The 26,031-nt window shown below is 67.6% G+C and carries 19 protein-coding genes and 1 pseudogene; 15 read left to right on the forward strand and 5 right to left on the reverse strand.

The window, feature by feature from the left end; translation table 11 throughout:
• The first annotated feature begins 36 nt into the window (after positions 1-36).
• On the forward strand, positions 37-480 hold the full coding sequence (locus tag G1H10_RS35290; RefSeq protein WP_216853818.1) for a helix-turn-helix domain-containing protein: 444 nt from the start codon (positions 37-39) through the stop codon (positions 478-480).
• A gap of 54 nt (positions 481-534) precedes the next feature.
• A pseudogene (locus tag G1H10_RS35220) lies at positions 535-654 on the forward strand (hypothetical protein); the annotation flags it as partial.
• Positions 655-701: 47 nt separating this feature from the next.
• Here the strand turns inward: G1H10_RS35220 and G1H10_RS30525 are convergent.
• Positions 702-2,051, reverse strand: a complete 1,350-nt coding sequence (locus G1H10_RS30525) for a cytochrome P450 (RefSeq protein WP_216853819.1) — start codon at positions 2,049-2,051, stop codon at positions 702-704.
• 262 nt (positions 2,052-2,313) lie between these two features.
• Here G1H10_RS30525 and G1H10_RS30530 point away from each other — a divergent pair, with 262 nt between their 5' ends.
• The 6 genes from G1H10_RS30530 to G1H10_RS30555 all read left to right on the forward strand — a co-directional run bounded on the left by G1H10_RS30530 (position 2,314) and on the right by G1H10_RS30555 (position 9,769).
• On the forward strand, positions 2,314-3,573 hold the full coding sequence (locus G1H10_RS30530; protein ID WP_163745055.1) for an MFS transporter: 1,260 nt from the start codon (positions 2,314-2,316) through the stop codon (positions 3,571-3,573).
• A gap of 192 nt (positions 3,574-3,765) precedes the next feature.
• Entirely contained in the window at positions 3,766-4,857 is a 1,092-nt protein-coding gene (locus G1H10_RS30535; RefSeq protein WP_163745056.1) for a LacI family DNA-binding transcriptional regulator, read from the forward strand.
• Positions 4,858-5,010: 153 nt separating this feature from the next.
• A complete protein-coding gene (locus G1H10_RS30540; protein ID WP_174264806.1) occupies positions 5,011-6,285 on the forward strand; it encodes a sugar ABC transporter substrate-binding protein in 1,275 nt (424 codons plus the stop codon).
• Complete coding sequence (locus G1H10_RS30545; protein WP_163745058.1) at positions 6,285-7,256, forward strand: carbohydrate ABC transporter permease; 972 nt, start codon at positions 6,285-6,287, stop codon at positions 7,254-7,256. Before G1H10_RS30540 ends, G1H10_RS30545 begins: the two co-directional genes overlap by 1 nt.
• Positions 7,257-7,391: 135 nt before the next feature.
• Positions 7,392-8,231 (forward strand): carbohydrate ABC transporter permease, encoded by an 840-nt coding sequence (locus G1H10_RS34860; RefSeq protein WP_376778680.1) that lies wholly within the window; start codon positions 7,392-7,394, stop codon positions 8,229-8,231.
• Positions 8,232-8,257: 26 nt separating this feature from the next.
• On the forward strand, positions 8,258-9,769 hold the full coding sequence (locus G1H10_RS30555; RefSeq protein ID WP_163745059.1) for a glycoside hydrolase family 43 protein: 1,512 nt from the start codon (positions 8,258-8,260) through the stop codon (positions 9,767-9,769).
• Between the two features lie 38 nt (positions 9,770-9,807).
• Here the strand turns inward: G1H10_RS30555 and lplAB are convergent, their stop codons facing one another.
• The 3 genes from lplAB to G1H10_RS30570 all read right to left on the reverse strand — a co-directional run bounded on the left by lplAB (position 9,808) and on the right by G1H10_RS30570 (position 15,158).
• Complete coding sequence (gene lplAB / locus G1H10_RS34865; RefSeq protein ID WP_163745076.1) at positions 9,808-10,854, reverse strand: lipoate-protein ligase LplAB; 1,047 nt, start codon at positions 10,852-10,854, stop codon at positions 9,808-9,810.
• Positions 10,855-10,913: 59 nt separating this feature from the next.
• On the reverse strand, positions 10,914-11,975 hold the full coding sequence (locus tag G1H10_RS30565; RefSeq protein ID WP_163745060.1) for an NAD(P)H-dependent flavin oxidoreductase: 1,062 nt from the start codon (positions 11,973-11,975) through the stop codon (positions 10,914-10,916).
• 90 nt (positions 11,976-12,065) lie between these two features.
• On the reverse strand, positions 12,066-15,158 hold the full coding sequence (locus G1H10_RS30570; protein ID WP_163745061.1) for a discoidin domain-containing protein: 3,093 nt from the start codon (positions 15,156-15,158) through the stop codon (positions 12,066-12,068).
• 255 nt (positions 15,159-15,413) lie between these two features.
• Between G1H10_RS30570 and G1H10_RS30575 the strand changes: the two genes are divergently transcribed.
• The 5 genes from G1H10_RS30575 (at position 15,414) to G1H10_RS30595 (ending at position 22,043) form a co-directional block, all read left to right on the forward strand.
• Positions 15,414-16,442 (forward strand): LacI family DNA-binding transcriptional regulator, encoded by a 1,029-nt coding sequence (locus tag G1H10_RS30575; protein ID WP_163745062.1) that lies wholly within the window; start codon positions 15,414-15,416, stop codon positions 16,440-16,442.
• A 342-nt stretch (positions 16,443-16,784) separates the two neighbouring features.
• Entirely contained in the window at positions 16,785-18,530 is a 1,746-nt protein-coding gene (locus tag G1H10_RS30580) for a glycoside hydrolase family 13 protein (protein WP_163745063.1), read from the forward strand.
• A 93-nt stretch (positions 18,531-18,623) separates the two neighbouring features.
• The gene (locus tag G1H10_RS30585; RefSeq protein ID WP_163745064.1) at positions 18,624-20,051 is read left to right on the forward strand and encodes an ABC transporter substrate-binding protein; all 1,428 of its coding nucleotides are present in this window, start codon (positions 18,624-18,626) and stop codon (positions 20,049-20,051) included.
• A gap of 13 nt (positions 20,052-20,064) precedes the next feature.
• Positions 20,065-20,952: a carbohydrate ABC transporter permease gene (locus G1H10_RS30590; protein WP_216853823.1), complete on the forward strand. Its 888-nt coding sequence runs from the start codon at positions 20,065-20,067 to the stop codon at positions 20,950-20,952.
• On the forward strand, positions 20,949-22,043 hold the full coding sequence (locus G1H10_RS30595) for a carbohydrate ABC transporter permease (RefSeq protein WP_216853824.1): 1,095 nt from the start codon (positions 20,949-20,951) through the stop codon (positions 22,041-22,043). Before G1H10_RS30590 ends, G1H10_RS30595 begins: the two co-directional genes overlap by 4 nt.
• 127 nt (positions 22,044-22,170) lie before the next feature.
• Here the strand turns inward: G1H10_RS30595 and cimA are convergent, their stop codons facing one another.
• Positions 22,171-23,790, reverse strand: coding sequence for a citramalate synthase (cimA, locus tag G1H10_RS30600; RefSeq protein WP_163745065.1), 1,620 nt, complete (start codon positions 23,788-23,790; stop codon positions 22,171-22,173).
• A 484-nt stretch (positions 23,791-24,274) separates the two neighbouring features.
• Between cimA and G1H10_RS30605 the strand changes: the two genes are divergently transcribed.
• The gene (locus G1H10_RS30605; protein ID WP_163745066.1) at positions 24,275-24,775 is read left to right on the forward strand and encodes a GNAT family N-acetyltransferase; all 501 of its coding nucleotides are present in this window, start codon (positions 24,275-24,277) and stop codon (positions 24,773-24,775) included.
• Between the two features lie 177 nt (positions 24,776-24,952).
• The coding region (locus tag G1H10_RS30610) for a DUF222 domain-containing protein (RefSeq protein WP_163745067.1) at positions 24,953-26,031 on the forward strand (1,079 nt) is incomplete at its 3' end.

Consider the following 26,031-nt stretch of genomic DNA (forward strand, 5'->3'; position numbering starts at 1 on the left):
CCCCACCTCGGAGTATCAAAAGATACAATTTCGAAGGTGAACAAGATCCGGGAGGCAAGGGAACGTGCCGGGCTCACGCAGGCCGAGCTTGCGGAGACCTCGGGTGTGGCGCGTCCCAATATCGCGGCGTACGAATCTGGCCTCCGTAGGCCGTCGCCTGCCATGTCACGGCGTCTCATTGAAGCTGCCAGGCCGAAGCCGCACACGTCCCTGGATGCGCACCGAGACGAGGTTCGCCGATTGGCCGACGAGTTCGGGCTGGAGAATCCACGAGTCTTCGGGTCCGTCGCACGTGGCGATGACCGTCCCGGAAGCGACCTTGACCTGTTGGTGAGCGTACCGAAGGGCAAAGGGCTGTTCGCACTACTCGGGTTCGCACGGGCTGTCGAGGCCTTGCTCGGTGTGCGCGTCGACGTCGTCTCCGAGGGCGGGCTCGGGGACGGACACGCCCGCATCCGGCACGAAGCGGTGCCGGTGTGAGTTCCTGCGACGCGGCGTTCGCGGTGCAGGCTGCGATAGCAGAGGGACCAGCTCACACATGCCTACGACGTGACCGACTACGAGATCGTGTGGGACACCCTCCAGAGTGACTTTCCCGACGTCCATCGATGTCTGCGCGAAATGCTGGGATATAGCGACGCTCCCGCGGTCTGATGGCGGTTCCGCTGCGCCGATCCCGGGTTCTGCTAGGCCGCATCCCATCACGTACGCACGCTGAGTATCACGTGGCAGCCATGCGCGGGCACCAGTGTCACGTTGCGCAGGCGCTGCCGTTCAGGTTCGTTTTGCTGTGGCCGGACGTCGTAGCGACGGAGCACGGCACGCAGTATCTCGGTTGCCTCCATCAGAGAGAAACCGGCACCCAGGCAGCGACGCGTGCCGCCGCCGAAGGGTATCCAGTTCGCCGAGGGCACTGTGTCGTCGCCCAGGAAGCGTTCGGGCCGGAAGACGTGCGGATCGGGATAGAGCGTCGGATCCGCGTGGACCAGCCCGATGGCAGGCATGACCGTGGTGCCGCGCGGCAACCGGTAATCCGCAACCTCGTACGGCGCGGTCAACCGCCGGCCCACCTGGTAGATGACCGGGCGCAGCCGCAACGACTCCTTCGCCACCGCTTCCAGGTACGCCTCGCCGGCCTCGTCGTCGCTGTCGTCGGCGGCCGCCTGGGCCCGGCGCAGTACCACGGGATTGCGCGCCAGTTCATGGAACGCCCAGGCCAGGGCCGTCGCCGTCGTCTCGTGACCGGCCAGCAGCAGCGTCACCAGCTGATCGCGCAGCTCCGCGTCCGACCACGTCCCGGTCCGCAGCAGCTGGGACAGCACGTCGGTGCGACTCTCCAGATCCGTCCGGCGGCGCGCGGCGATCTCGTCGAAGAGGATGGTGTCGACCTCACGCTGGATGCGCCGGTAGCGCCGCCACGGCGGGTACCCCATCAGCCGCGGATAGAAGGCGGCCAGCATGATGACCGGGTTGACCTCGACGACGGCACCGACGAGCGGCCGCAACCGGGCCAATCGATCTGAGTCCGTCACGCCGAACACCACCTGCAGAATCACCTCGAGGGTGAGCGCACGCATGCGCTCATGCATCCGGACCGGCTGCTCGGTGGGCATGGCGGCGGCCACAGCGTCGGCGATCCGCGCGACCATCCCCTGATAGCCGCGCAGCGCCCGCCCATGGAACGCCGGCATCAGCTGTTTCCGCAGCCGCAGGTGATCGTCCTCGTCGAGCACCATCAGCGAGTTCTCACCCATGACGGCGGCCATGATGGTGTTGCCTTCGCCGGTGTGCACCACGTCGGTCGGCGCGGAGAATACCGCTCGGATGTCGTCCGGTCGGCTGAGCACGACGACGACGCGCCCGCGCGGTATGAGCCGCAGGCAGAACACGTCCCCGTACCGGGCACGCAACGCCGGCAGCCACTGCGCGCGCCGTACCGCGAAGGCGGCGGTCTGCGCAGCCATCGGCCAGCGCGGACCTGGCGGCAGCTCACGCGCGGCCCGTCGATCAAGCGTGCGCGAGTCGAGCAACGGAGTCGGTTCACTCGTCACGGCGGCCTCCCCATGGCAGGCGACTCAGTACCCACGATGCCGCGACCCGTCTCGCCGTACCAGCGGTCTGCCAACGGGGTCCGAAAACCGCCAGCGAATGCGCCAGCACCGATCGAAGATGAGAGCGGCTCTGAACCGGTCTGTTCGCTGACTCGGTGTGTTCGGTGACGCCGGGCCGCACTCACGTGCATGCCCACATCACGACACGGCCACTCCACGACACGACTACACCACGACACGACTACACCGCGAGAGGACCCGGGTGCGCCGATACAAGCATGCCCTGAAGACAACCGATTTCCGCCGACTGTGGTTGGGCGCCACGGTCTCCACGTGGGGCGACAGCATGACGTGGATCGCTCTGACGTGGATCGTGATATCGGGCCCCGGCGGCGCCGGCCGCCTCGGCATACTCGCAGTGTGCTACACAGCTCCGGTTGCGCTGGGCGGACTTGCAGCGGGCGTGGTGTTGGACAGATTCGACAAACGTACAGTGTTGATCACCGACAGTCTTCTACGCGCCGCAGTAGTATCGTCGATCCCGATTGCACTCGCCCTCGGCGCCATGCCCAGTTGGCTCCCCTTCGTGGTTGCGGGGACTCACGGGCTGCTGAAGATGGTGCCGTTGGCGGGTTTTCCCGCCGCAATCCCGCAACTCGTCACCGATGATGACCTCGACGCCGCCAACGCCCTGGAGAATCTCAGCTACGGTGTCGCCAGCGCCATCGGTCCCGCGTGCGCAGGCGTACTTGTCGCTCACATTGGCGCGGCCAACGTGTTGCTTATCGACAGTGCCTCCTTCCTCGTTTTCGCGGCAACCGCCGCCGTCGTTCGCCGGCCGATGCGACCGAGGCTCGCCAATGGTCCGGCGGATGGTCCGGCGGCCGGTGAGCCGGGCGCCGGCGCGCGGCGGCGGAAACCATCGCTCCGGCTGCTCTACAGGGATCGCATCATTGTCGCCACCACGGTGTCCTTCATGGCGTTCAACATCGCCGAAGGCATGCTGCTGGTCACCGCGCCGTGGCTCGCCGACAACCATCTCCCCGACGGTCCCGCCGCGCTCGGCCTACTGATGTCTGCCATGGCGGTCGGCGAACTCGTCGGTGCCGTTGCCGCTGGCCTATGCGCGCCGCGCCGATCGCACGTGCGCGCGATCGGCATCGTTCAAGGCGTCGCCGCGCTGGCGTTCCTGACGCTGCTCGCCTCCCCGCGCCAGGTCCTCGTGGCGGCGGGATTCTTCGCGATCGGCCTGCTCAGCGCGCCCATGACCGTGTGGGCTCAGTCGCTGCGGATGCGTCGCATTCCGCCGGCACTTCATGGCCGCGCCTTTGCCGGCCTGCGCACTCTGATGCAGGCCACCCCCGCGATCGGATCCGCCCTCGTCACTCCGCTGCTTGTCGGCGACCGGCTCGCCATCGCCACCGTCATCATGGTCGCCGTCGGGAGCATTCCAGCGCTCTACCTCATCTTCACTCGGGCCGACGCGGCCCAAGCCGAATCACGGACGTCGGTCGCACACTGATCGACCCGCCGTCCGGCTCGCCGAGTGGGGCGGTCGAGCACAACTCGGACATCGACCAGGCGCCGCTCTAGACTGATCGGGTCCACCACCGGCAGATGCCGGAGCGTCGGCGCAGCAGTCCGGCCTCGCCGGTGAGCAGGCGTTCAGTTCACGTCGACGCGGCGTACGCGTCGAGCGGTCGAGGGAGAGCACGTGCAACGTCGAGCCACTGTCTACGACGTCGCGGCGCAGGCTGGGGTCTCCATCGCCACGGTCTCCTTCGTGTTCACCCAACCGGAACGTGTGAAGCAGACCACCCGGGACGCGGTGCTGGCCGCGGCGGGTGCGCTCGGATACGTCCCCAGCGCCAGCGCACGCGGCCTCGCGAAGGGGCGGACCGGGGCGATCGGGCTCTACTCGTACGACTACCTGCTGGAGCCCTCGGCGTCCGACGTCCCGAGCTCCTCCTCGCCCGTCGCGTTCGCCGACGCGCACCCGCGGCTGTTCCCGCTCTACGCGGACGAGGTTCAGCGAGGGGTGCAGCTCGAATGCCGGCAACGTGGATATGCCGTCATGCTCGGAGCCGGGCGCACACCCGGCCATATGCCCTCGGTGATCGATGTCGCCGGCCGGGTCGACGGCCTCATCGCCTTCGCCGGATCGGCGCCGCCCGACGCCATCATCCAGGTGTCGAAGCGGATCCCCGTCGTCGAACTCGGCGGCGAATCGCGCGGAGAAGGCATCCGCACCGTCTTCGTCGACAACCGCACCGGCATGCGCCTGCTCACCGAACACCTCGTGCGGGACCACGGTCTTCGCCGCATCGTCTACCTGGGCGGACTCGGAACCCCAGAGTTCGTCGCCCGGTACGAAGGTTTTCGCGAGGCGTTGTCGGAGGCCGGGCTGCCGGTCCCCGCGCCCGTGCCGAGCCATCCCGGCGACGATCCGACGACGATCGCCGCGGTGACGCACTACGTCGGCACCCGGACGCTCCCCGACGTCTTCGTCTGCTCCACCGACCAGGAAGCGCTGGTGGCCATCGACGCGCTCACCGCGGCCGGTCTCGACGTCCCCGCCGACGTCGCGGTGACGGGGTTCGACGGCATCCTGGCGGGCCGCCTGTCGCACCCCTACCTGACGACGGTCCGGCAACCGATGGAGGAGATCGGCCGGACTGCGGTGCGCATTCTCATCGACGCCATGGACCAGCCCGGCGAGGGCGCCACGGAGCACGATCCGCTGTCGTCGGCGTTCGTGCTGGGCGAGAGCTGCGGGTGCCGGCCGGCCCAACACCACGTCGGCTGACCCATCATCGTCTCGGCGCAAAGGCCTTGCGTGTGCCGTTGTTATGCGCTTAGATTCCGACCATGCTCGCGCGCACTCGGCCGACTGAGGCGGCACCGGCGTGCGACGTCGACTGCGCACCGCAGTCGCACCCACGAGACGACAGGAGCAATGATGGTCCGACGAATCGCGACAGTCGCGGCGATGGTCCCGCTGCTCGCCTTGGCCGCCTGCGGGCGCTCCGACGAGGACTCGTCCTCGCAGACCGCTGACGAGCTGTCAGCCGGTCCCGCAACCGGCACGATCAGCATCTGGGCTCAAGGCACCGAAGGAGAGGCGCTTCCCGAGTTCCTCGAGGAGTTCGAGGCGGAGAATCCCGATGTGAGCGTTAACGTCACGGCGATTCCCTGGGACTCGGCCCAGAACAAGTACCAGACGGCCATCGCCGGCGGAACGACACCGGACATCGGCATGCTGGGCACCGACTGGATGCCCACGTTCGGCGACGCGCTGCGCCCCACCCCGGACGAGATCGACATGTCCGGGATGTTCCCGGCGAACGTGGAATCGACCAACCTCGACGGGACGCACTACGGCGTGCCGTGGTACGTCGAGACGCGTGTCATCTTCTACCGCACCGACCTGATGGAGCAGGCAGGGTTCGACACCTTCCCCACCACCTGGGACGGCTTCAAGGAGCTGGCCCGGGCGATGCAGGAGGAGACGGGCGCGGAGTACGGAGTGAATCTGCCGGCCGGCGGCTGGAACGCGTTCCTCGGTCTGTTGCCGTTCGCCTGGTCGAACGGTGCCGAGATCACGAACGCGGACCAGACCGAGTGGACGTTCGACTCCCCCGAGATCGTCGAGGCACTCGAATACGTCAACGGCTTCTTCACCGAAGGCATCGCCGACGCGACCCCCGACGACGAGCCGGGTGCCGCCGCAGCAGCCTTCGTGGACGGCAGGATCCCCATGATGATCACCGGACCCTGGGAGATCGGGCAGCTGACCGAGGCCGGCGGCGACGGGTTCGCAGACAAGTTCGCGGTCGCACCCATCCCGGCGTCGGAAGGATCCACGTCGACCTCGTTCACAGCGGGCGCCAACCTCGTCGTCTTCGAAAACTCGGAGAACCCGGACGCGGCGTGGAAGCTCGTCGAATGGCTGACCCGCCCGGAGACACAGGTCGCCTGGTTCGAGGCCACCACCGACCTCCCGTCCCAGGAGAGCGCCTGGACCGACAAGGCGTTGGCGGACGATCCCAAGGTGTCGGTCTTCGGCGAGCAGCTGCAGAGCGTGAAGACCGCGCCACCGCTGGAGACCTGGCCGCAGGTCTCCGACGCTGCGGACTCGCTGGTGGAGCAGATCGTCGCCAGCGGCAAGGACCCTGCGCAGGCCATGGCGGAGCTGCAGTCCACAGCCGAGTCGCTAGGAACCGGATCCGACTGATGAGCACAGCCACCGGAGTGGCGGCCGCCGACGCGAATCGTCGCGCCGGCGGCCGCAGGCGCGGGCACAGTCGCGGGAACAGTCGCGGGCCGGTCGGCACGCGGCGCCGGGCGACGCTGGTCGCCTACCTGTTCGCGTTACCGTTCGTGCTGACGTTCAGCATCTTCATGCTGTTCCCACTGGTGTCGTCGCTGGCCCTGTCGTTCACCGACTTCACGAACCGGGACATCTCCAGCCCATTGGCGGTCGCCTTCGTCGGCGTCGACCAGTACGCGGCACTGTTCGGCAACGATCAGTTCGTCCGCTCGATGCTCAACACGTTCTACTTTGTCGGCGTCGGCATACCGCTGACGATGATCGTCGCGCTCGCGCTCGCCGTCGCACTCAACAGCGGGATATCCCGTTTCCGCACTGCGTTCCGTCTCGGGTTCTTCGCGCCCGTCGTCACCAGCATCGTCGCGGTGGCCGTCGTCTGGCGGTTCATTCTGCAGCCCGACGGCCTGCTCAACACCGTCATCGGCTGGGCGGGGATCTCGGGCCCCGACTGGCTCAACGATCCGGCGTGGGCGATGCCGGCCATGATCCTGATGGCCGTCTGGCGGAACATGGGCACGCTCATGATCATCTTTTTGGCCGGCCTTCAACACGTCCCCCAGGACGTCCTGGAAGCGGCCCAAGTGGACGGAGCCTCGAGCCGGCAGCGCTTCTTCCGGGTCACCCTGCCGATCCTGCGCCCGACACTCCTCATCGGGGCCGTGCTGCTGTCGGTCGGCTATCTGCAGTTCTTCGAGGAGCCGTTCGTCATGACCGGAGGCGGTCCGCTCGACTCGACCTTGTCCATCAGCTACTTCACCTACAACCAGTTCGGCTTCGGCAACTACGGCCTGGCGTCCGCGGCTAGCTACATCCTGTTCGTCGCGATCGCGCTGCTGAGCATCGTCCAGTTCCGAGCCTTCCGATCGAAGGACTAGGCCGTGGCTGCTTCCCAGATCCGCGATACACGCGACGAACACCGCCCCGAAGACGGGCGGGACGAACCCAGCGGGCTGGGTTCGTCCGACGGCCCGACCGTACCCGACGGGCGAGGCCCACACGCCGCACGGAACATCCGGCGGCACGGGTCGCACCGGCCGTCTACCGGGCGCATACTGACCTACGCCCTCCTCATCGTGGCGCTTGTGGCGACATTCATGCCCTTCGCCTGGATGGTCCTCGGCTCGGTCAAGACACAGAGCGAGTTGCTCCGTCGGCCGCCGACCTGGTGGCCGGAATCGCCGACACCGGACAACTTCGCCGCGTGGTTCGTCGACCTCCAGATCGACCGTTTCTTCCTCAACAGCACCGTCGTGGCTGTGTTCACGGTCCTCGGCAACCTGCTGTTCTGCTCGATGGTCGGCTACGCGCTGGCCAAGATCGAGTTCGTCGGGAAGCGCGCACTGTTCGTGCTGGTCATGGTGACACTCATGGTGCCGGGCGTGGTCACGTTCGTGCCGCTGTTCGTCGTGGTCAGCAAGCTCGGCATGGTCAGCACCTACCCGGCGCTGATCCTGCCGTTCCTGGCCAGCCCGCTCGGGGTTTTCCTGATGCGCCAGTTCATCATGGGCATACCTGACACGCTGATCGAGGCGGCTCGCATCGACGGCGCGGGCGAGATCCGTATCTTCGCCGGGATCGTGATGCCCCTGTGCGGAGCACCGCTCGCCACGCTGGCGATCCTGACCTTCCTCAGCTCCTGGAACAACTTCCTCTGGCCGCTCGTCGTCGCTCAGAACGAAGACATGTACACCCTGCCCGTCGCGCTCTCGCTGTATTCCACCGGCCAGAACGCGACGAACTACGGGATCCTGCTCGCCGGCTCGGTGCTGGTCATCACCCCAGTGCTGGTGCTGTTCGTGGCGCTGCAGCGCTACTTCGTCCAAGGAATCGCCATGACAGGAATCAAGTGACCGCTACTTCCGAAGGAACCCATCCCATGCCGGCAGCGACTCACGCGGTCTCTGCTGATGTCCATCCGGTATCCGCTGAGACACATCCCGTCATCGCCGGTTTCCACCCTGATCCGAGCATCTGCCGGGCGGGTCACGACTACTACCTCGCGACGTCGTCGTTCGAATACTTCCCGGGTGTGCCACTGTTCCACAGCCGCGATCTCGTCAGCTGGGAGCTGATCGGCAACATCCTCGACCGGCCAAGCCAGTTTCCGCCCGGCGCCGGCGACAGCAGGGGCATCTACGCACCTACGCTGCGGCATCACGACGGCCGGTTCTGGCTCATCACGACGGACGTGTCACGCGGCCGGGGGCACATCATCGTGACGGCCGAGAACCCGCGCGGCCCGTGGTCGGATCCGGTATACGTCGACGGCTCGTCCGGCATCGACCCGGACATCGCCTGGGACGACACCGGGACCTGCTACCTGACCTGGTGCTCGAACGACCCCGCGACCACAGGCCTCGCCCAGGCCGCCGTCGACCCCGAGAAGGGAATCCTGCTGGAAGAACCCCGCCTCGTCTGGACGGGCACCGGCCTGGCATGGCCGGAGGCGCCTCATCTGTACGCCGTGAACGGCTGGTGGTATCTGGTCATCGCCGAGGGCGGCACCGAGCGGGGGCATTGCGTATCGGTGGCCCGGTCGCGCAGCGTGACCGGGCCGTTCGAGGGCGCTGAGCACAATCCCGTCTTCAGCCACCGCAGCACCCGGCATCCCGTGCAGAACGTCGGTCACGCGGATCTGGTGCAGCGTCCGGACGGTGAGTGGGCAGCCGTCTACCTCGGCACGCGACCACGCGGCACGACGCCGCACTTTCACGTCAACGGACGGGAGACCTTCCTCTCCGGCGTCGACTGGGTGGATGGATGGCCCGCGTTCGACGAATCCCGGTTCGAGCTGCCCGCGCCGGACCACTCCTTCGTCGAGCACTTCCCCGCTGCGCGTCTGCATCCACGCTGGGTCTCGCCCAGCGCCGTCCCGGAGGCGATCACCGCGCCCGACCACGGTCAGGGCATCTGTCTGCGAGCCGCTTCGGACGGCGACGACGAGCCGGGCATGCTCGCCTTCCGTGTGCTCGACCACGTATGGTCGGCCACGGCCCGGGTGCGGCTGGACGCCGGCTCGTTCCGCCTGGCGCTGCGGCTGGACAGCCGACATTGGTGCGCGATCGACGCGACCCCGGACACGATCCGTGCCGTGTTGTGCATCGGTGGGCTGGAGACCCAGCTGGCCACGGCCAAACCCGACGACGGAGACAGTCCCGACGACGGCACGGTCACGCTGAGCATCGAGGCACGTCGGCCGTCGTCCGAAGGACCCGATGACGTGGCGCTCGGCTTCGAGTCGAGGGAGGGGTACCGCACGCTGGCGACGTTCGACGGCAGATACCTCTCCACCGAGGTCGCCGGCGGGTTCACCGGGCGCGTCATCGGACTGCAGGCGCTCCGCGGCACACCCACGGTGCAGAAGGTCACGTACACGAGCGGACCCTGACACCGGCGAGGGCGAACTATCGAAGGTGGCGGCTGAGGTCAGGGGACGCGGTGCAGCCACTCCTCGGTGCCGAACTTGGTCGCCACCCGGTCCCGGGCCAGCGCCAGCGTCCGCTCGTCCAGTGCCTCCTGGGCGAGCCCGTATCGGGACCGGAACGTGCTCACCATGCGGTCGATGACGTCCGCCCGGGCCAGGCCGGTCTGGCTGCGCAGCGGATCGACCCGTTTGACCGCGCTCTTGGTGCCCTTGTCGGACAGCTTCTCCCGCCCGATGCGCAACACTTCCAGCATCTTCGCCGCGTCGATGTCGTACGCCATGGTGGTGTGGTGCAGCACGACGCCGCCGGCCAGCCGTTTCTGCGCCGCGCCGGCGATCTTCCCGGCCGGCGAGGTGATGTCGTTGATCGGCTGGTAGGTCGCCTCGATCCCGAGCTCGTTCAGCGCACCCACCACCCAGTCGTCGAGGAAAGCGTAGGAATCGATGAACGACAGCCCGGACACCAACGACTCCGGCACGTACAGCGAGTACGTGATGGTGTTGCCCGGCTCGACGAACATCGCGCCGCCGCCGCTGATCCGGCGCACCACGCTCACGTCGTGCTTGGCGGCACCGTCCAGGTCGACCTCGTTGCGCACCGACTGGAAGCTGCCGATGATGACGGCGTTCGACGCCCACTCCCACACCCGCAGCGTCGGCGGCCGCTCCCCCGCACCCACCTGTTCGGCCAGCACCTCGTCCAGCGCCATCTGGGTGGCGGGATCGCGTGGCTCGTCGTGCAGGAAATGCCACTCGTGATCGGTCCAGGTGGTCGCACCGGTCACCGCACGACGCACCGCGACGGCTACCGCGTCGGCCGAGAAGCCCAGCGTCACCGCACCGTCCAGCACCGCCTGCACCCTGGCCGAGAGTTGCGCCGCCGGCGCGGCGACCGAGACACCGGCCAGCGCCGTGTTGATCCGCTCCAGCGCGTCGTCGGGCTCGAGAAAGAAGTCACCGCTGATGGTGGCCTTCTCGATGACGTCCCCGTTCAGCACGAGGTCAGCCACCACGAGTTTGCCGCCCGGCACCTTGTATTCACCATGCACATCCGATCCAACCGCCGCCCGGGCGGCACTGTTCCAGCGCGCGCTGTGATCTACAGCGCTCACCGCCCGGAGGCGAAGGCTCGGGCCAAATCACGGGTCAGTTCGCCGGCCGCCATCTCACGGGTACAGGGTGCGTTCTGCCCGGCCCACAGCGGCGAGAAATCGGCGCTGCCGTTCCGTTCCGCCACCGCTCGCAACGGCGCCACGGCCGCCGTCGCCAGCGGGAACTCCGGGGTGTCGGTACGTAGCGGCCCGAGCTCGCGGATGGCTCGGTTCACGATCCCTCGTGCGGGTCGCCCGGTGAACACATTGGCGAGCGCCGTGTGCCGTGCGTCGTCGCCGGCCAGCGCCTGCCGATGAAGGTCGCCGATGGTCGACTCGGGACAGCGCAGGTAGGCCGTGCCGACCTGAACGCCCGCCGCGCCCAGCGCCAACGCGGCAGCCACGCCCGCCGCATCCGCGATCCCACCGGCGGCGATCACGGGCACCTGCACGGCACGGACGATCTGCGGCACCAGCGCCATCGTTCCGACCTGCGTGGTGACGTCGTCGGACAGGAACATGCCACGGTGCCCTCCGGCCTCGAGCCCCTGGGCGATGATCGCGTCCACGCCGCGTTCCTCCAGCCACCGCGCCTCCTCGACAGTGGTCGCCGAGGCGAGCACCCGTGCCCCGGTCGCCTTGACCCGCGCCAGCAGATCCGTCGACGGCAGCCCGAAGTGAAAGCTGACGATTTCAGGCTGGGCTTCGGCGACGACGTCCGCGGCAGCATGATCGAAGGGTGCGCGGACCGGTCCGGGAACGGTCTGTTCGGGGTCGATTCCCAGCTCGTCGTAGTACGGTGCCAGAACCGCCCGCCAGTGCGCCTCGCGCTCGACATCCGGGATCGGCATGGCGTGGCAGAAGAAGTTGAGGTTGACCGGACCGTCGCTCCGGGAGCGGAACGCCTCCACTTCGGCTCGGATCCCGGGCGGCGTGAGCATCGCACAGGGCAGCGAGCCGAGACCGCCCGCGTTGGAGACTGCCGCCGCCAGCTCGGAATCCTGCGCACCTGCCATGGGCGCCTGAATGATCGGCAGCTCGATCCCGAGCACGTCCGAGAGCGGCCTGTCTGTCTCCACTCCAACACCATAATGGCCCTCTCATGATCATCAACGGCTAGCCGCGTTATCGCCGGTCTAGCCGTTGATGATCATGGGGAGGGGATGGAGCTATTCGTTGATGATGAGCTCGAACGTGGACGTCGTGTTCTTGATGTCCTGATGGTTGTTGCTCATCTGCAGGTTGGTGAAGACAGCAGAGCCCACCGCCGGCCCCTGCCCCTGCTCGGGCATCTCGTTCACCCAGATGCCGAATCCGGACTTGGCGTCGAACGCATCACCGCTCTTCTGCGCCCCGGTGATGGTGACGTCGGTGAACACCGTGTCCGTGACCGGATTCAGCGGCTGACCGCCCTGATAGCCGGTCTGGAACATGATCCCGGAGTACGTCGGGTCGATGATGTCCAGGTTGTTCACCCGGATGCCCTGGAACTCCTTCGACGCCGAGAAGATCCACATCCCCGGGAACGTCTGGTTGCCCCAGAAGTGCCCGCCGGCCCGTACGATCGAGATGTCCTCGAACCGGGTGGGCGGATCGGCGCCGAACCCGTCCATCGGAATGCCGAAGTCCAGCGAGCTGATGGTGATGCCCGAATACACCAGCGTGTCCGCGACGTAGATGTTGCGGAACGTGTTGCCGTACCCGCCGTAGACGGCCACGCCGGCCGCGCGCCAGGTCAGGATGGAGGTCAGGTTCTCGTAGACGTTCCCGGTCTGGTCGCCGCCGCCTGCGTCGGTCGCCGCGAACAGCGCGAAGCTGTCATCCCCGGACGCCCGCGACTCGATATTGCTGACCAGGTTGTTCGAGCTGCCGTTGGTCATGTTGAGCGCGTCGGCGAACAGGTTGCGGGTGCGCGAGTTGGTGATGGTCATGTTGTCGGTGTTGGAACCCCAGTACATGCACACCATGTGTTCGACCCAGATGTCGTCGATGGTGATGTCCGAGACGTTCTGGAAGTCGAACACCTTACCCGGACCGTCGATGCGACTCGTGTAGTTGCCGAAGTAGGCGAACCCGGAGAACGTCGAACCGTTCACCGACGGGTCGACCCGGAAGCCCACGTCCGTGTTGTTCTGCGACGCCGGCGCGTGGAAGCGGGTGAACCACGGCCCGGCTCCGATGATCTCCACCGGTCTGCCGTATACCTGGAACTTCTGCGCCGTCTGGTAGTCGCCGGGCGGGAGGTAGACGCCCAGCAGCTCACCCGACGTGTCCATCCGGAACCGGTCCAGCGCGCTCTGCACGTCCTGATGGCCGAATCCGTCCGGCTCGATGTACCGGCTCGGGTCCGGGTTGGCGATGACCTCGGCCTGCTCCAGGCTGATGAAGTCGATCGCGTACCAGGACGCCCCGTTGCCGGCGTCCTTCTGCAGCCGGATGGTACTGCCGGCCGGGACGGCCCGATCCAGCATCACGTTCGCCTCGTCGTAGATGTGCCGCGGCGGACCCGCCGACGGAGAGTTCACCGGGCTGGCCTCGTCGCCGTAAAGCCAGGCGAACTTCGAGGTCAGCGTGATCGGCATGAGGAACTCGCCGTCCACATACACGTTCAGCGTCTCGGTGATCCCGCCACCGCCGGGCGCGTCCGGAATGGAGAACCGGGTGACCAGGGTGTTGGTGCTGGCCCGCGTGGTGAACTCGACGTACTCGCCGGTGCCGTCCAGGGTCACCGCGCGCCGGCCGGACGCCTCACCGGCGGGGTCGCCGATGGTCCGGTTCGGCCCCACCACCTGTGCTCCTCCACCGACGACGCCGTCCTCCGCCTCGTACATGTCGTACGGCATGCTGGCGCCACGGCCGTCACCGCCCACGAACAGGGATCGCGAAGTGGTGTTGTTGCCCTGCTTCTCCTCCAGCTCGTTCGCGTCCGGCTCCAGTTCGACCTCCACCGAGTATCTCCCGTCGGTCGCGGTCCAGGTTCCGAGCTCGATCGGGTCGGTGGTCGCGCCGGCCGCGATGCTGCCGGAATGGCTCCCGGACAGGGTCCGGACGGGTTCGCCGGTCGCGCCGTCGGTCACGGTCAGGCCGATACCATGCGCGCCCTCGGCCGTCGCGATGTTGCCCTGGTTGCGGATCGCCACCGAGAACGTCACGTCGTCACCGGCACGCGGCGTGCTGGGCGACCAGGTGACGGCAGACGCGACCAGATCCGACGTCTCCTCCTCCGGCACCGGCGTGCCATAGACCTCGAATTCAGCCACCTGTCCGTTGGGCGCGCCGCTGTTCGCGGTGAACTGCAGGCGCAACTCCGCCACGGTTGCGGAGACCGGAATGGTCACGGCGTTGCCGGTGGCAGGGTCGAACGCGTAGGTGTCCGACTCGACGACGGTGCTGAACGACGACGCACCCTGCTCGCGACCGAGCACCTGCAACGTCTGGGTGCGCGCGGCCCACACGTCGTCCGGGTTCAACTTCAGCACGACGGCGGTCACGTCCGCGTCCATGCCGAGATCGACGGTCAGCGTGCTCGGGTACGCACCCGGAGCGCCCTCCCAGTAGGTGGTGCGGTCGCCGTCGTTGGCGTTCGATGCGACGTAGGTGTGCACCGTCGACGACGCGCTGATCGGCTGCCCAGCGGCCAGTTCGGTGCCGTCGGGTGGATCCGGATCAGGGTCGGGATCGGGGTCGGGGTCCGGGTCGGGGCCGCCCCCGCCGGGGCCGTAAACCTCCAGTTCGGAGAGCTGGCCCGCCGGCCAGACCGTATTGCCGGTGAATCGGACCCGCACGTAGCGGGCTTCGGTCGACTCGAACGAGAGCTCCACGGAGTTCTGTCCGCCCGGGTCGAAGACGTGGTCGGCGGAGCCCACGATGGTGGAGAAGGACGAGCCGTCGGTGCTGCCCTGGATCTCCAGGGTCTGGGTCCGGGTCTCCCAGCCCGACGCCGGGAGTTTCAGCACCACCGTGTCGACGTCCGTCGAAGCGCCGAGGTCGACCTGGATCCACTGCGGGAACGCGTGGTTGGCGCTCTCCCAGTAGGTGCTCTGGTCGCCGTCGGCGGCGTTGGCGGCGACGTAGACATCGGTGTGGCTGCTCGCCGTCATCGGCCTGCCTGCGGCCAGGTTGGCCTGATCGGCTGCCGTTCCCGGCACGACCAGGGCGGCGACGAGGACGAGGAGTGCGGACAGGGCAGTGCCGAGTATGCGTCCGAGGACACGTGAACGACGGCGCGGATGGGCAGGGTCGGGCGGTCTCGACAGCGACATGACAGGTACCCTCCGGGACGGACGGGGAACTGGTGCAGGATTCTGCCGGCGTCTTGCGGGCCGTGATGCCCGCACTTGGTGATGATCTGTACAGATCTTGCGTAATGTTGCCGAGATATTACAGACGCCTTTGGGAGGAGTCAATGCTCCATGGCGACGGCCCGGATAAAGGGCCACCTAGTCGGCGTCATGTATAGGTTCCACCGACCCGCCGGCCTGAAAGAACTTGCGTAGAGATGCCGTATGGTTGCAGTCATGGCAGGACGACTGACTGAGGTTGCAGCGAAGGTAGGCGTCAGCGAGGCAACGGTGAGCCGGGTACTCAACGGCCGGCCGGGTGTCTCCGAGGCGACCCGCGACGCCGTGCTCACCGCACTGGACGTGCTGGGATATGAGCGGCCGACCAAATTGCGCGGCGAACGCGCCCGGCTGGTCGGACTGGTCCTGCCGGAACTGCAGAACCCCATCTTCCCCGCCTTCGCCGACGTAGTCAGCAGTCTGCTGGCCAAACAGGGGCTGACGCCCGTGCTCTGCACGCAGACCGTCGGCGGAGGCGTGACCGAGGCCGACTATATCGAGCTGCTGTTCCAGCAACACGTCTCCGGTGTCCTGTTCGCCGGTGGCCTCTACAGCGGCAAGGAGGGCGAACACGGTCACTACGAGCGGCTGGTGGAACGCAAGCTTCCGACCGTCATGGTGAACGCGGGCGTGGAGGGACTGCCGTTTCCGCGAGTCTCCTGCGACGATGCGGCCGCTGCCGAGCTCGCCGTCCGACATCTGCTCTCCCTCGGCCACACCAGGATCGGCCTGGTCCTGGGACCGCACGACCATGTACCGTCGCTGCGCCGGCTCGATGCGGCGCACGCCGCCATGGCGGCCGCGGGCCTGGAACTCGAGGAGGAGCTGATCGAGAACGCGATGCACTCGCTCGAGGGCGGACAGGCCGCGACCAGCAGGTTGATCAGGCGCGGTGCCACCGGAGTGCTGTGCGCGAGCGATCCCATGGCGCTCGGCGCCGTCCGCGCGGCCAAACGCGCCGGTCTGACGGTGCCCGCGGACTTCTCGGTCGTGGGCTATGACGACTCGGCGTTCATGAACTGCACCGAGCCGCCGCTCACCACGGTCCGGCAACCCATCGATGCCATGGGCAAGGCGGCCGTCGACATCCTGGTCGGACTCGTCGACGGCAACACCGTCGAACCGGACGAGCTGCTCTTCGCTCCGGAACTGGTGGTCCGGAACTCGACCGGCCCTGTCCCCGCCAGGCGGCCCCGCACCACCTAGGACGTCGCAAGAACTCTGGTCATCGTCAAGGGCCGCGGTTGATTCGGCAGCAGTAGCACTCCCGGGACTCCCCTTCCAAGAGCTGACCCCTTCCCTGGCTTCCCTTTCCGATCGGGGCACGACACGGTGCACCGGCCCGCGCCGCCTGCCCGGAACTGCCTGGCCCCACGCGCCCACCCGACAGGGCTCGGCCGACCTGCGCCCGCCGGCCCATCACGCGAAGCGCGCCCACTCGCCGGCGTCATCCGCGTTACCCCCGACCTAGACATCGGGCAAATCAAGTTCCTGCAAGATTCTGTCTAACTCTTGCGCAATCATGTCGTCCTCATTAACGTGACCGCCATGACTCAGCAACCTCCCGTCGACACTCAGCCAGCCGGCTGGTGGCGGTCAGCCGCCATCTACCAGGTCTACGTCCGCAGCTTCGCCGACGGGAACGGCGACGGCACCGGTGATCTCGCCGGCGTCCGCTCGCGTCTGCCGTACCTGCGCGACCTCGGTGTCGACGCGATCTGGTTCACCCCGTGGTACCCGTCGCCCATGGCCGACGGCGGCTACGACATCTCCGACTATCGCTCGATCGACCCGGCCTTAGGGACGCTGGCCGAGGCGGAGCAGCTCATCGCCGAAGCGGCGGCCATGGGCATCCGCACCATCGTCGACATCGTCCCCAACCACGTCTCCGACCAGCATCCATGGTTCCAGGCCGCGCTGGCCGCGAGCGCCGGCTCCCCCGAGCGGGAGCGGTTCTGGTTCCACCCGGGCCGCGGCGTCGACGGCGAGGAACCGCCCAACGGGTGGACGTCGCACTTCGGCGGGCGCGCCTGGACCCGCACCAAGGACGCCGACGGACGTCCCGGCGAGTGGTACCTCCACCTGTTCGCCCCGGAGCAGCCCGACCTGAACTGGAACCATCCGGATGTCCGTCGTGAGCACGAGGAGATCCTGCGGTTCTGGTTCGATCGCGGCGTCGCCGGTGTGCGGATCGATTCCGCCGCGCTGCTGGTCAAGCACCCGGAGCTGCCGGAGATCGACGAGGGCCACGGTCCCGGCGAACACGTCCACGTGGACCGGGACGAATTGCACGACATCTACCGCGGCTGGCGTGCCGTCGCCGACGGGTACGGCGACAGCAGCCCCGGGCCACGCGCCCTGATCGGCGAGGTCTGGCTGCCGGATCCCGAGCGGATGGCGCGATACCTGCGACCGGACGAGATGCACCTGGCCTTCAACTTCCCGTTTCTGACCTGCCCGTGGGACCCCGATCGGTTTCGGGAGACGATCGACGCCACGCTGCGTACCCATGCCGCTGTCGGCGCGCCGGCCACCTGGGTGCTCTCCAACCACGACGTCACCCGGCCGGTCACCCGATACGGCCGCGCGGACACGTCGTTCGCGTTCGAGACCAAACGCGCCGGTGTCCCGTCCGACCTCACCCTGGGGTTGCGACGAGCGCGTGCGGCCGCGCTGCTGGCCATGGCGCTGCCCGGCGCGGTCTACATCTACCAGGGTGAGGAACTCGGGCTGCCCGAGGTGGAGGACATCGCCCCGCACCGGCGCCAAGATCCGATGTACTTCCGCTCCGGCGGCGTCGACCCCGGCCGGGACGGAGCCCGCGTACCGATGCCATGGAGCGGCGAGGCACCGCCGTACGGTTTCACCCACGGCAGCGGCACCACGGATGGCAACGCGGTGAAGAGCGGCGCGACGGAAACCTGGCTGCCCCAACCCGAAGGCTGGGCGGATCTGACCGCGGAGGCGCAGGCGGCAGACCCGGACTCGACGCTGTGGCTGTACCGGCAGGCGCTGCGGATCAGGCGCGCGGAGACCGGTCTGCGCGGCCCGGGCGCCGCCCACGGTGCCGGCGAGAACGCAAGCCGAGATGCCGTCCAAGGTAGAGGGCACCTGCACTGGCTGCAGGCGTCGGCAGGGGTGCTCGCCTTCACCCGCGGCGACCGGTTCGGATGCGTCGTCAACATGTCCGCGTCCCCGATCGACCTCCCGCCACACCAGGACGTCCTCTTGTCCAGCGCCCAGCTCGACGACGGGCGGCTGCCCTGCGACACCACCGCCTGGCTCCACCTGTGAAACATGGCCCGGCACACACATCACCGAGTACGCCGCAAGAACCGGGCACACATCGATGAGTGCAACGAAGCACCGAGGATGAGGAGAGAACAGATGAGGAGAATACGCATCGGCGTCGCGACGGCCGCCGTCTTCGCGGTCACCCTGATGACCGCCTGCGGTTCCGGCGACGAGCCGGACGACGTCAGCGACGCGGGCGACGCCGGCAGCTCCGGAGACTCCGGGAACGGCACGGACGACGGCGAAGCCGGCGGTGAACCGGTCACCATCAGCGTGAGCAACCTGCCTCCGAGCACCGAGTCGGCCACCCGGGAGGCGTTTCTCGCCCGGGTCGAAGAGTTCGAAGAGGCGAACCCGGACATCACCGTCGAGCCGAAGGAGTACGAGTGGGACGTCACCACCTTCGCCGCACAGCTCGCCGGCGGCACGCTGCCCACCACCTTCGAGTTCCCGTTCACCGACGGCAAGGCGCTGATCGAGCGCGGCCAGCTGGCCGACATCACCGCTGAGGTCGAGGACCTGCCCTACGCCGCCGAGTTCAACCCGAGCGTGCTTGACGTCGCCCAGGATGAGGCGGGCAACATCTATGCCGTCCCGAGCGCCGCCTACGGCATGGGGCTGCACTATAACCGGGCGCTGTTCGAGGAGGCCGGGCTCGACCCGGATCAGCCGCCCACCAGCTGGGATGAGGTCCGCGAGTACGCCGACGCCATCGCCGAGGAGACCGGGCAGGCCGGGTTCGCGCAGATGACGCAGAACAACACCGGCGGCTGGATACTCACCACGCTCACCTACGCGTTGGGCGGGCGGATGGAGGAAGGCGTCGGCGAGGACGTCACGGCGACTCTCGACAACGACGGCGCCCGCCGCGCCCTCGGCCTGTTGCAGTCGATGCGCTGGGAGGACGACTCGATGGGGGACAACTTCCTGTATGACTGGGGCACCATCAACCAGGCGTTCGCGGCCGGCCAGGTGGGCATGTACATCGGCGGTTCCGACGTCTACAACAGCCTCGTCACCGAGAACGGCATCGATCCGGACGACTACGGGTTGACCGTCCTCCCGCTGGAGGGCGACGACGCCGGCGTGCTGGGCGGCGGCACCATCGTCGGCGTACGCCCGGACGCTTCGGAGGCCGAACGTGCCGCCGCGGTCAAGTGGATCGACTTCTACTACATGAGCAAGCTGACCGACGAGGAGTCCGCCGTCGCCGACGCCGAGGCGCTGGCCGCCAACGATGCGCCGATCGGCACACCGACGCTGCCCGTCTTCGACGAGGAGCAGTTGGCCAAGTCCGACGCCTGGGTGGCCGACTACGTCAACGTCCCGCTGGAGCAGATGATGCCGTTCAAGGAGAACATCCTCAGCCAGCCGTTGGTCCCCGAACCTCCGGTCAAGGCACAGGACCTCTACGCCGAGCTCGACTCGGTGGTCCAGGCCGTCCTCACCGAGGAGGACGCTGACATCGACCGCCTGCTGACCACCGCGAACGATAACGTCAGCGCTCTGCTGAGCCGCTGACGCGGGGGTCGGAGTGAGCGCAACGATACGTTGGGTGCGGCACGGCGGGCTCAGCACGCTGCTCCTGCTGCTGCCGCTCCTGCTCGCCTTCGGCTACTTCGGCTGGTACCCGATCGGTCGAGCCGTCGTCATGAGCTTTCAGGAGACCAACCTGGTCACCGAGCCGGTCTGGGTAGGCCTGGACAACTTCCGCAGCGTCCTCGCCGACCCGCTGTTCTGGACGTCGGTACGCAATACCGCCTACTTCACCGTGCTCGCCCTGCTGTTCGGCTACCCGATCCCGCTGGTGCTGGCGGTGCTCATGAGCGAGGTCAGACGGTACAAGGGGCTGTTCAGCGCCCTGGCCTACCTGCCCGTGGTGGTGCCGCCGGTGGTGGCCGTGCTGCTCTGGCGCGTCTTCTATGATGCGAGCTCGAGCGGCGTGTTCAACACCATTCTGGGCTGGTTCGGGCTGGGACCGTTCCCGTGGATCCAGGACGCGTCGTCGGCGATGCCGTCGTTGGTGTTACAGGCGACGTGGTCGAACGCCGGCGCGACGGTCATCATCTACCTGGCGGCGCTGACGTCGGTCCGCACCGAGCTCTACGACGCGGCCGAGGTCGACGGTGCCGGAGTCTGGGGCAAGATCTGGAACGTGACGTTGCCGCAGTTGCGCGGCATCCTGCTGATCACGCTGATCCTTCAGGTGATCGCCACGTTCCAGATCTTCACCGAGCCGTACCTGATGACCGGTGGTGGGCCGAACAACGCGACGACGACGGTCCTGCTGCAGATCTACGACTACGCGTTCCGTTTCGGCGATTACGGCGCCGCGACCGCGTTGTCGTTGCTGCTTGCCCTCTTCCTCGCGGTGATGTCGGCCGTGTACTTCCGCCTCACACGATCCTGGAGCACAACATGACCCGCGCAGCAGGCCTCGGGCGGGACCCGGGCGACATCGGCGCAGCGTCGCCCTCGAGCACAGGAACGACCACAGGCACGACGACGGGTGCGGGCACGAGCACAGGCGCGGGCCCGCAGCGACCCGCGTCGTCTGGAGGGAAGCCACCCCGCCGCCGGACGGCACGCGGACGGGCGGCACGCGGGCGAACCTCCCGCGGGCCGTCGGCGCCTGCCACCGACCGCGGATTCCTGTCCGACTTCGACTGGCGGCGCCCCCACGTGCGGTGGACGATGCGCGGCGCGCACAGCCTGCTGCTCATCGGCTTGGTGGTCGGCTGCGTCGGACCGATGCTATGGCTGACCAAGGCGGCGATCAGCACCACCCAGGACACGCTGCGGGCGCCCATGGAGCTGTGGCCCAGCGGCGTCGACTGGGACAATCTCTCCACGGCTTGGAACCAGGCCGAGATCAGCACCTACTTCGCCAACACGGTGTGGGTGGCGCTGGGTTCGTGGTTCTTCCAACTGCTCGTCGCGACAACGGGCGGGTACGTCCTGGCGGTGCTGCGCCCCGCATACGCCCGGGTGATCACCGGGGCGGTGCTGGCGACGCTGTTCTTGCCTGGCGTCATCGTGCTGGTGCCGCTGTTTCTCACCGTGCTCGACCTGCCGTTACTGAACGTCTCGCTGCTCAACACCTACTGGGCGGTGTGGTTGCCCGCCGGGGCCAACGCGTTCAACGTCCTGCTGGTCAAGCGGTTCATGGACAGCCTGCCCGGGGATGTCTTCGAGGCTGCCCGGATGGATGGGGCGGGACCGCTGCGGATGTTGTGGTCCGTGGCGCTGCCGATGTCGAAGCCGGTCCTCGGTGTGGTGTCGATCTTCGCCGTGTTGAACGCGTGGAAGGACTTTCTATGGCCGCTGATCGTCCTCCCGGAGCCGACGATGCAGCCTCTGTCGGTGCGGTTACCGATCATCCGCGACACCGTGGAACTCGACGTCTTCCTGGCGGCGTTGCTGATCTCGATGGCGCTGCCGATCGCGATCTTCCTGGTGTTCCAGCGGCTGTTCCTGCGCAACGCGGGCCTCGGGGGTGCGGTCAAGGGTTAGCCTCCACACCCTCTTCATCTCCTCTCCCCCTCTCCTCTGTCCTCCCTTCCCCCGCGACTCCCCATGATCATCAACGATGGGCCGACCGTGGTACACCCCAGTCGTCGATGATCATGGGGAGTTGCGGTCAGGAGACGCGGTCGGCGCCCTGCCGGAGCAGACCGTAGGTGACACCGTCGACGAGCGCCTCCCAGGAAGCCTCGATGATGTTGGCGCCGATGCCGACCGTCTCCCAGGACGACTCTCCGTCGGTCATCTCGACCAGCACCCGGGTGATGGCATCCGTTCCATGCGAGGCGTCCAGGATGCGCACCCGGAAGTCGATCAACTCGATCTTGGCGATCTCCGGGTACAGCGTGCCGATGGCTGCACGCAGCGCGTGATCCAGCGCGTTGACCGGACCGTTCCCTTCGCCGGTCACCACGGCCCGCTCGCCTCCGGCACGCAGCTTCACCGTGGCTTCGCTCGCCGCCTCGCTGCCCGGGCGAGACTCGGTGATGACCCGCCATGCCTCGACCTCGAAGAACCGCGTGCGCTCCCCCTCGACCTCCTCGCGGAGCAGCAGTTCGAACGACGCGTCCGCGGCCTCGAAGGTATAGCCGGAGGCTTCCAGCTCCTTGACTCGCTGAGTGATCCGTCCGACCAGCTCCCGGTTGTCGGACAGGTCGAATCCCAGCTCGCGGCCCTTCAGCTCGACGCTGGCCCGGCCGGCCATGTCCGAGACGAGCATCCGCATGTCGTTGCCGACCAGCGAGGGGTCCGTGTGCTGGTACAGGTCAGGGTCGACCTTGATGGCGCTGGCATGCAGGCCGGCCTTGTGCGCGAACGCGCTGGAACCGACATAGGGCTGGCGCGAGTACGGCACGATGTTGGTGAGCTCGGAGACCGCGTGCGCGATCCGGGTGGACTCGCGCAGCGCCCCGGCCGGCAGCACCTGACGTTCCCGCTTGAGCTCCAGGTTGGCGACGACGGTGAGCAGGTCCGCGTTGCCGGTGCGCTCGCCGGTGCCGTTGATGGTGCCCTGCATGTGGGTGGCACCCGCGTCGATCGCGGCGAGCGAGTTGGCAACGGCGCAGCCGGTGTCGTTGTGCGCATGGATACCGAGCCGGGCGCCGGTGGCGTCGGCGACCGCGGCCACCGTGGCGCGCACGTCGTCGGGGAGCATTCCGCCGTTGGTGTCGCAGAGCACCACGACATCGGCCCCGGCCTCCGTCGCGGCACGGACCACCTCCAGCGAGTATTCCGGCTTCAGCCGGTATCCGTCGAAGAAGTGCTCGGCGTCGAGGAAGACCCGGCGACCTTCACCGACCAGGAACGATACGGTGTCCCGGATCATCTCGAGGTTCTCCGCCGGGGTGGTGCGCAGCGCGCGCTCGACATGCCCGACGTGACTCTTCGCCACCAGCGTGACAACCGGGGTCTCCGCGTCTACCAGCGCACGGACCAACTCGTCGTCGGCGGCTTTGCCGTCGGCCTTACGCGTCGCACCGAACGCCGCGAGAGTGGCGTTCTTCAGGGTCAGATCGGTGCGCGCACGACGGAAGAACTCTGTGTCCTTGGGTACGGCGCCAGGCCAGCCACCCTCGATGAAACCTACGCCGAGCTCGTCCAAGTGTCGGGAAATGGCCAGCTTGTCCTGCACCGAGAGGGAGAGCCCTTCCTGCTGGGCCCCGTCGCGGAGTGTGGTGTCGTAAACGTGGAACCGCTCGACATCGACGGTATGAGCCTGTTCCGCTGTGCTGGTCACGTTCTTCCCCGATCCTCGTTGTGGTCGTTTCTTGAGTATCCGTCACCGTGCCGACGGCCGAGTGTCGCACCACCGTTGTGCCTGAAACGCGCAATGACTTCTAAATGCAAAAGACCCCTCGCGAATGCGAAGGGTCTGCGCGCCTGGCGGTGTTGCTCGGTGCCGGCGCGCCTAGATAATGATCATGCAATAAAACATCGCTATGAAGCATGCCACATACGGGCCGGGGATTCCAGTCATCTTGTCTACATCGTGGACGTCGGCACGGTTTCACGCCGCTCCGCTGCCGACCTCAGGCAGAATGGCGCGGTGACAGACTGCGGGGTTCCAGGTGGCGAAGCCGACATCACCGTGGGAAGAACAGATCATCACGACCGAGCTCACGCGGGTGATCCAGGCCGTCCCGCACTGGGACAGCCGCGAGCCCGGGTTCCTGGCCGGGTTGGCATGACCTGCCGTGCGCGAACATCTCTACACTTTGGCCATGAACGCGGCCATTCCGTCCCTCTCCATTCGCGCCGTCGTTGATCGCGATGCCGACACGGTGCGGACGATCCTCAGCGATTCCTGGGGTGATACGAGGGTTGCGGGACATGGCGTCCTGTACGACGCGGCCGAATTGCCCGGATACCTCGCTCTGGTCGGTGGCGAACCGGCCGGGTTGTTGACCTACCACGTGAGCGGTGACGCATGGGAGGTCGTCACGCTGGACGCTTTGGTAGCCGGACGCGGAGTCGGTACGGCGCTGCTGCGGGCGGTGGAGCACGACGCCCGCCAGGCCGGCGCACGCCGACTGTGGTTGATCACGACCAACGAGAACACTCACGCGCTCCGCTTCTATCAGCGCCGCGGATTCGACCTCGTCGCCGTGCACAGAAACGCGGTGACCCGATCCCGGGAAGAGCTCAAGCCATCGATACCGCTGGAGGCCGATGGCATTCTCCTGCGCCATGAACTCGAATTGGAGCGCTTGCTCGCCGGATAGCTAGCACCTTGCGTCGTACGCTTGTTCGATGTAGGGTGTGTTTATCAGTGTTGGAGCGGTGTTGTTTCTGGTTTCCGCTCGGTGTGTTTGAGTTCTGTGGTGGTTGGTGTGGGTTCGGCGGGTGCGGCCGGCCCGGTCCGTTGACCGTTGTGCCTTTTTGGTTGGAGGCCGGCCGCCATGTCCGTTCAACCCCATCCCAGCGACGACGACGCCGTTCCCGGCGACGCTGTCCACGACGACGGCGAGTCCCGTCGTAGCGGCGACGAGCGTGCCCACCACGACACGCGCCCCGGCGACAGCCAGCGCCGCGATAGCGACGGCGAGCCCCGCCGCAGCGGCGACGACGGCGAGCCCCGCCGTAGCGGCGACGAGGGCGGGCGCCGCGACGACGCGCGTCCCGGTGACGATGCGCCGGTGCGGCGTGGTGGTGATGCCGCGTCCCGCCGCCGCGACCACACGCAGCCCAGCCACGCCGACCAGTCCGGCGTCGGCGGCGAGGACTCTGGTGGTGGTGGTGGTGGTGGGGTGCCGTGGCCGGTTCCGGAGGATCTGGGTGCGGTGCCCGCGGGTGCGGATCTGCTGGCGGTGTTGGAGGACATCCCGATCGCGGGTGTGTCCGGTCGTGACACGGTCGAGGTGATGAAGGCGGCCTACCGGCAGGCCACCCGGGACCGGGCGTTGTTCCTGCTGTGTCTGCTGGAGACCGGGATGCGGGTACCCGGCTCGGCGGACACGGTGCAGCGGGTGTCCCAGCCGGGGGAGTTCGCCCCGGAGGAGGCCCGCGCGGCGTTGGTGTGGTCACGTTCACGCGCCGGGCGGGTGTTCGGTTTCGCCTACGACATCCATCACCGGCTGCCGATGCTGGGTCAGGCGATGCTGGCCGGGGTGTTGGACGAGCCCCGCGCGCAGGCGTTCGTGTCCTGGACCGACGGCCTCGACGATGATCAGGCCGGCTACATCTGCGCCTTCCTGCTCCCCGATGCGCCGGGGATGACGGTGGCGGAGTTGATCGATGCGATCAAGAAAGCCGCGATCGCGATCGACCCGGAGTTCGCGGAGAAGAAGTACCGCAAAGCAATCCGGGGTCGGCGGGTGGTGGGCTCGCGTAACCCTGACGGCAGCGCGAACGTGGCCGGTTACGATCTGCCCATCGATCGGGCCGCCGCCGCGTGTGAGCGTATCGATGTGTTGGCGCGGGCGTGTAAGAAGGCCGGTGATACCCGCAAGATCGACCACATCCGGGTCGATCTGTTCCT

The organism is Phytoactinopolyspora halotolerans, assembly GCF_010550675.1.
Classification (GTDB): domain Bacteria; phylum Actinomycetota; class Actinomycetes; order Jiangellales; family Jiangellaceae; genus Phytoactinopolyspora; species Phytoactinopolyspora halotolerans.

Bases quoted from the DNA above. Each gene is read 5' to 3' on its own strand.
- G1H10_RS30540 (WP_174264806.1), top strand. From the start codon at position 5,011: ATGGTCCGACGAATCGCGACAGTCGCGGCGATGGTCCCGCTGCTCGCC.
- G1H10_RS30545 (WP_163745058.1), top strand. From the start codon at position 6,285: ATGAGCACAGCCACCGGAGTGGCGGCCGCCGACGCGAATCGTCGCGCC.
- G1H10_RS30555 (WP_163745059.1), top strand. From the start codon at position 8,258: ATGCCGGCAGCGACTCACGCGGTCTCTGCTGATGTCCATCCGGTATCC.
- G1H10_RS30570 (WP_163745061.1), bottom strand. From the start codon at position 15,158: ATGTCGCTGTCGAGACCGCCCGACCCTGCCCATCCGCGCCGTCGTTCA.
- G1H10_RS30575 (WP_163745062.1), top strand. From the start codon at position 15,414: ATGGCAGGACGACTGACTGAGGTTGCAGCGAAGGTAGGCGTCAGCGAG.
- G1H10_RS30580 (WP_163745063.1), top strand. From the start codon at position 16,785: ATGACTCAGCAACCTCCCGTCGACACTCAGCCAGCCGGCTGGTGGCGG.
- G1H10_RS30585 (WP_163745064.1), top strand. From the start codon at position 18,624: ATGAGGAGAATACGCATCGGCGTCGCGACGGCCGCCGTCTTCGCGGTC.
- G1H10_RS30595 (WP_216853824.1), top strand. From the start codon at position 20,949: ATGACCCGCGCAGCAGGCCTCGGGCGGGACCCGGGCGACATCGGCGCA.
- G1H10_RS30605 (WP_163745066.1), top strand. From the start codon at position 24,275: ATGAACGCGGCCATTCCGTCCCTCTCCATTCGCGCCGTCGTTGATCGC.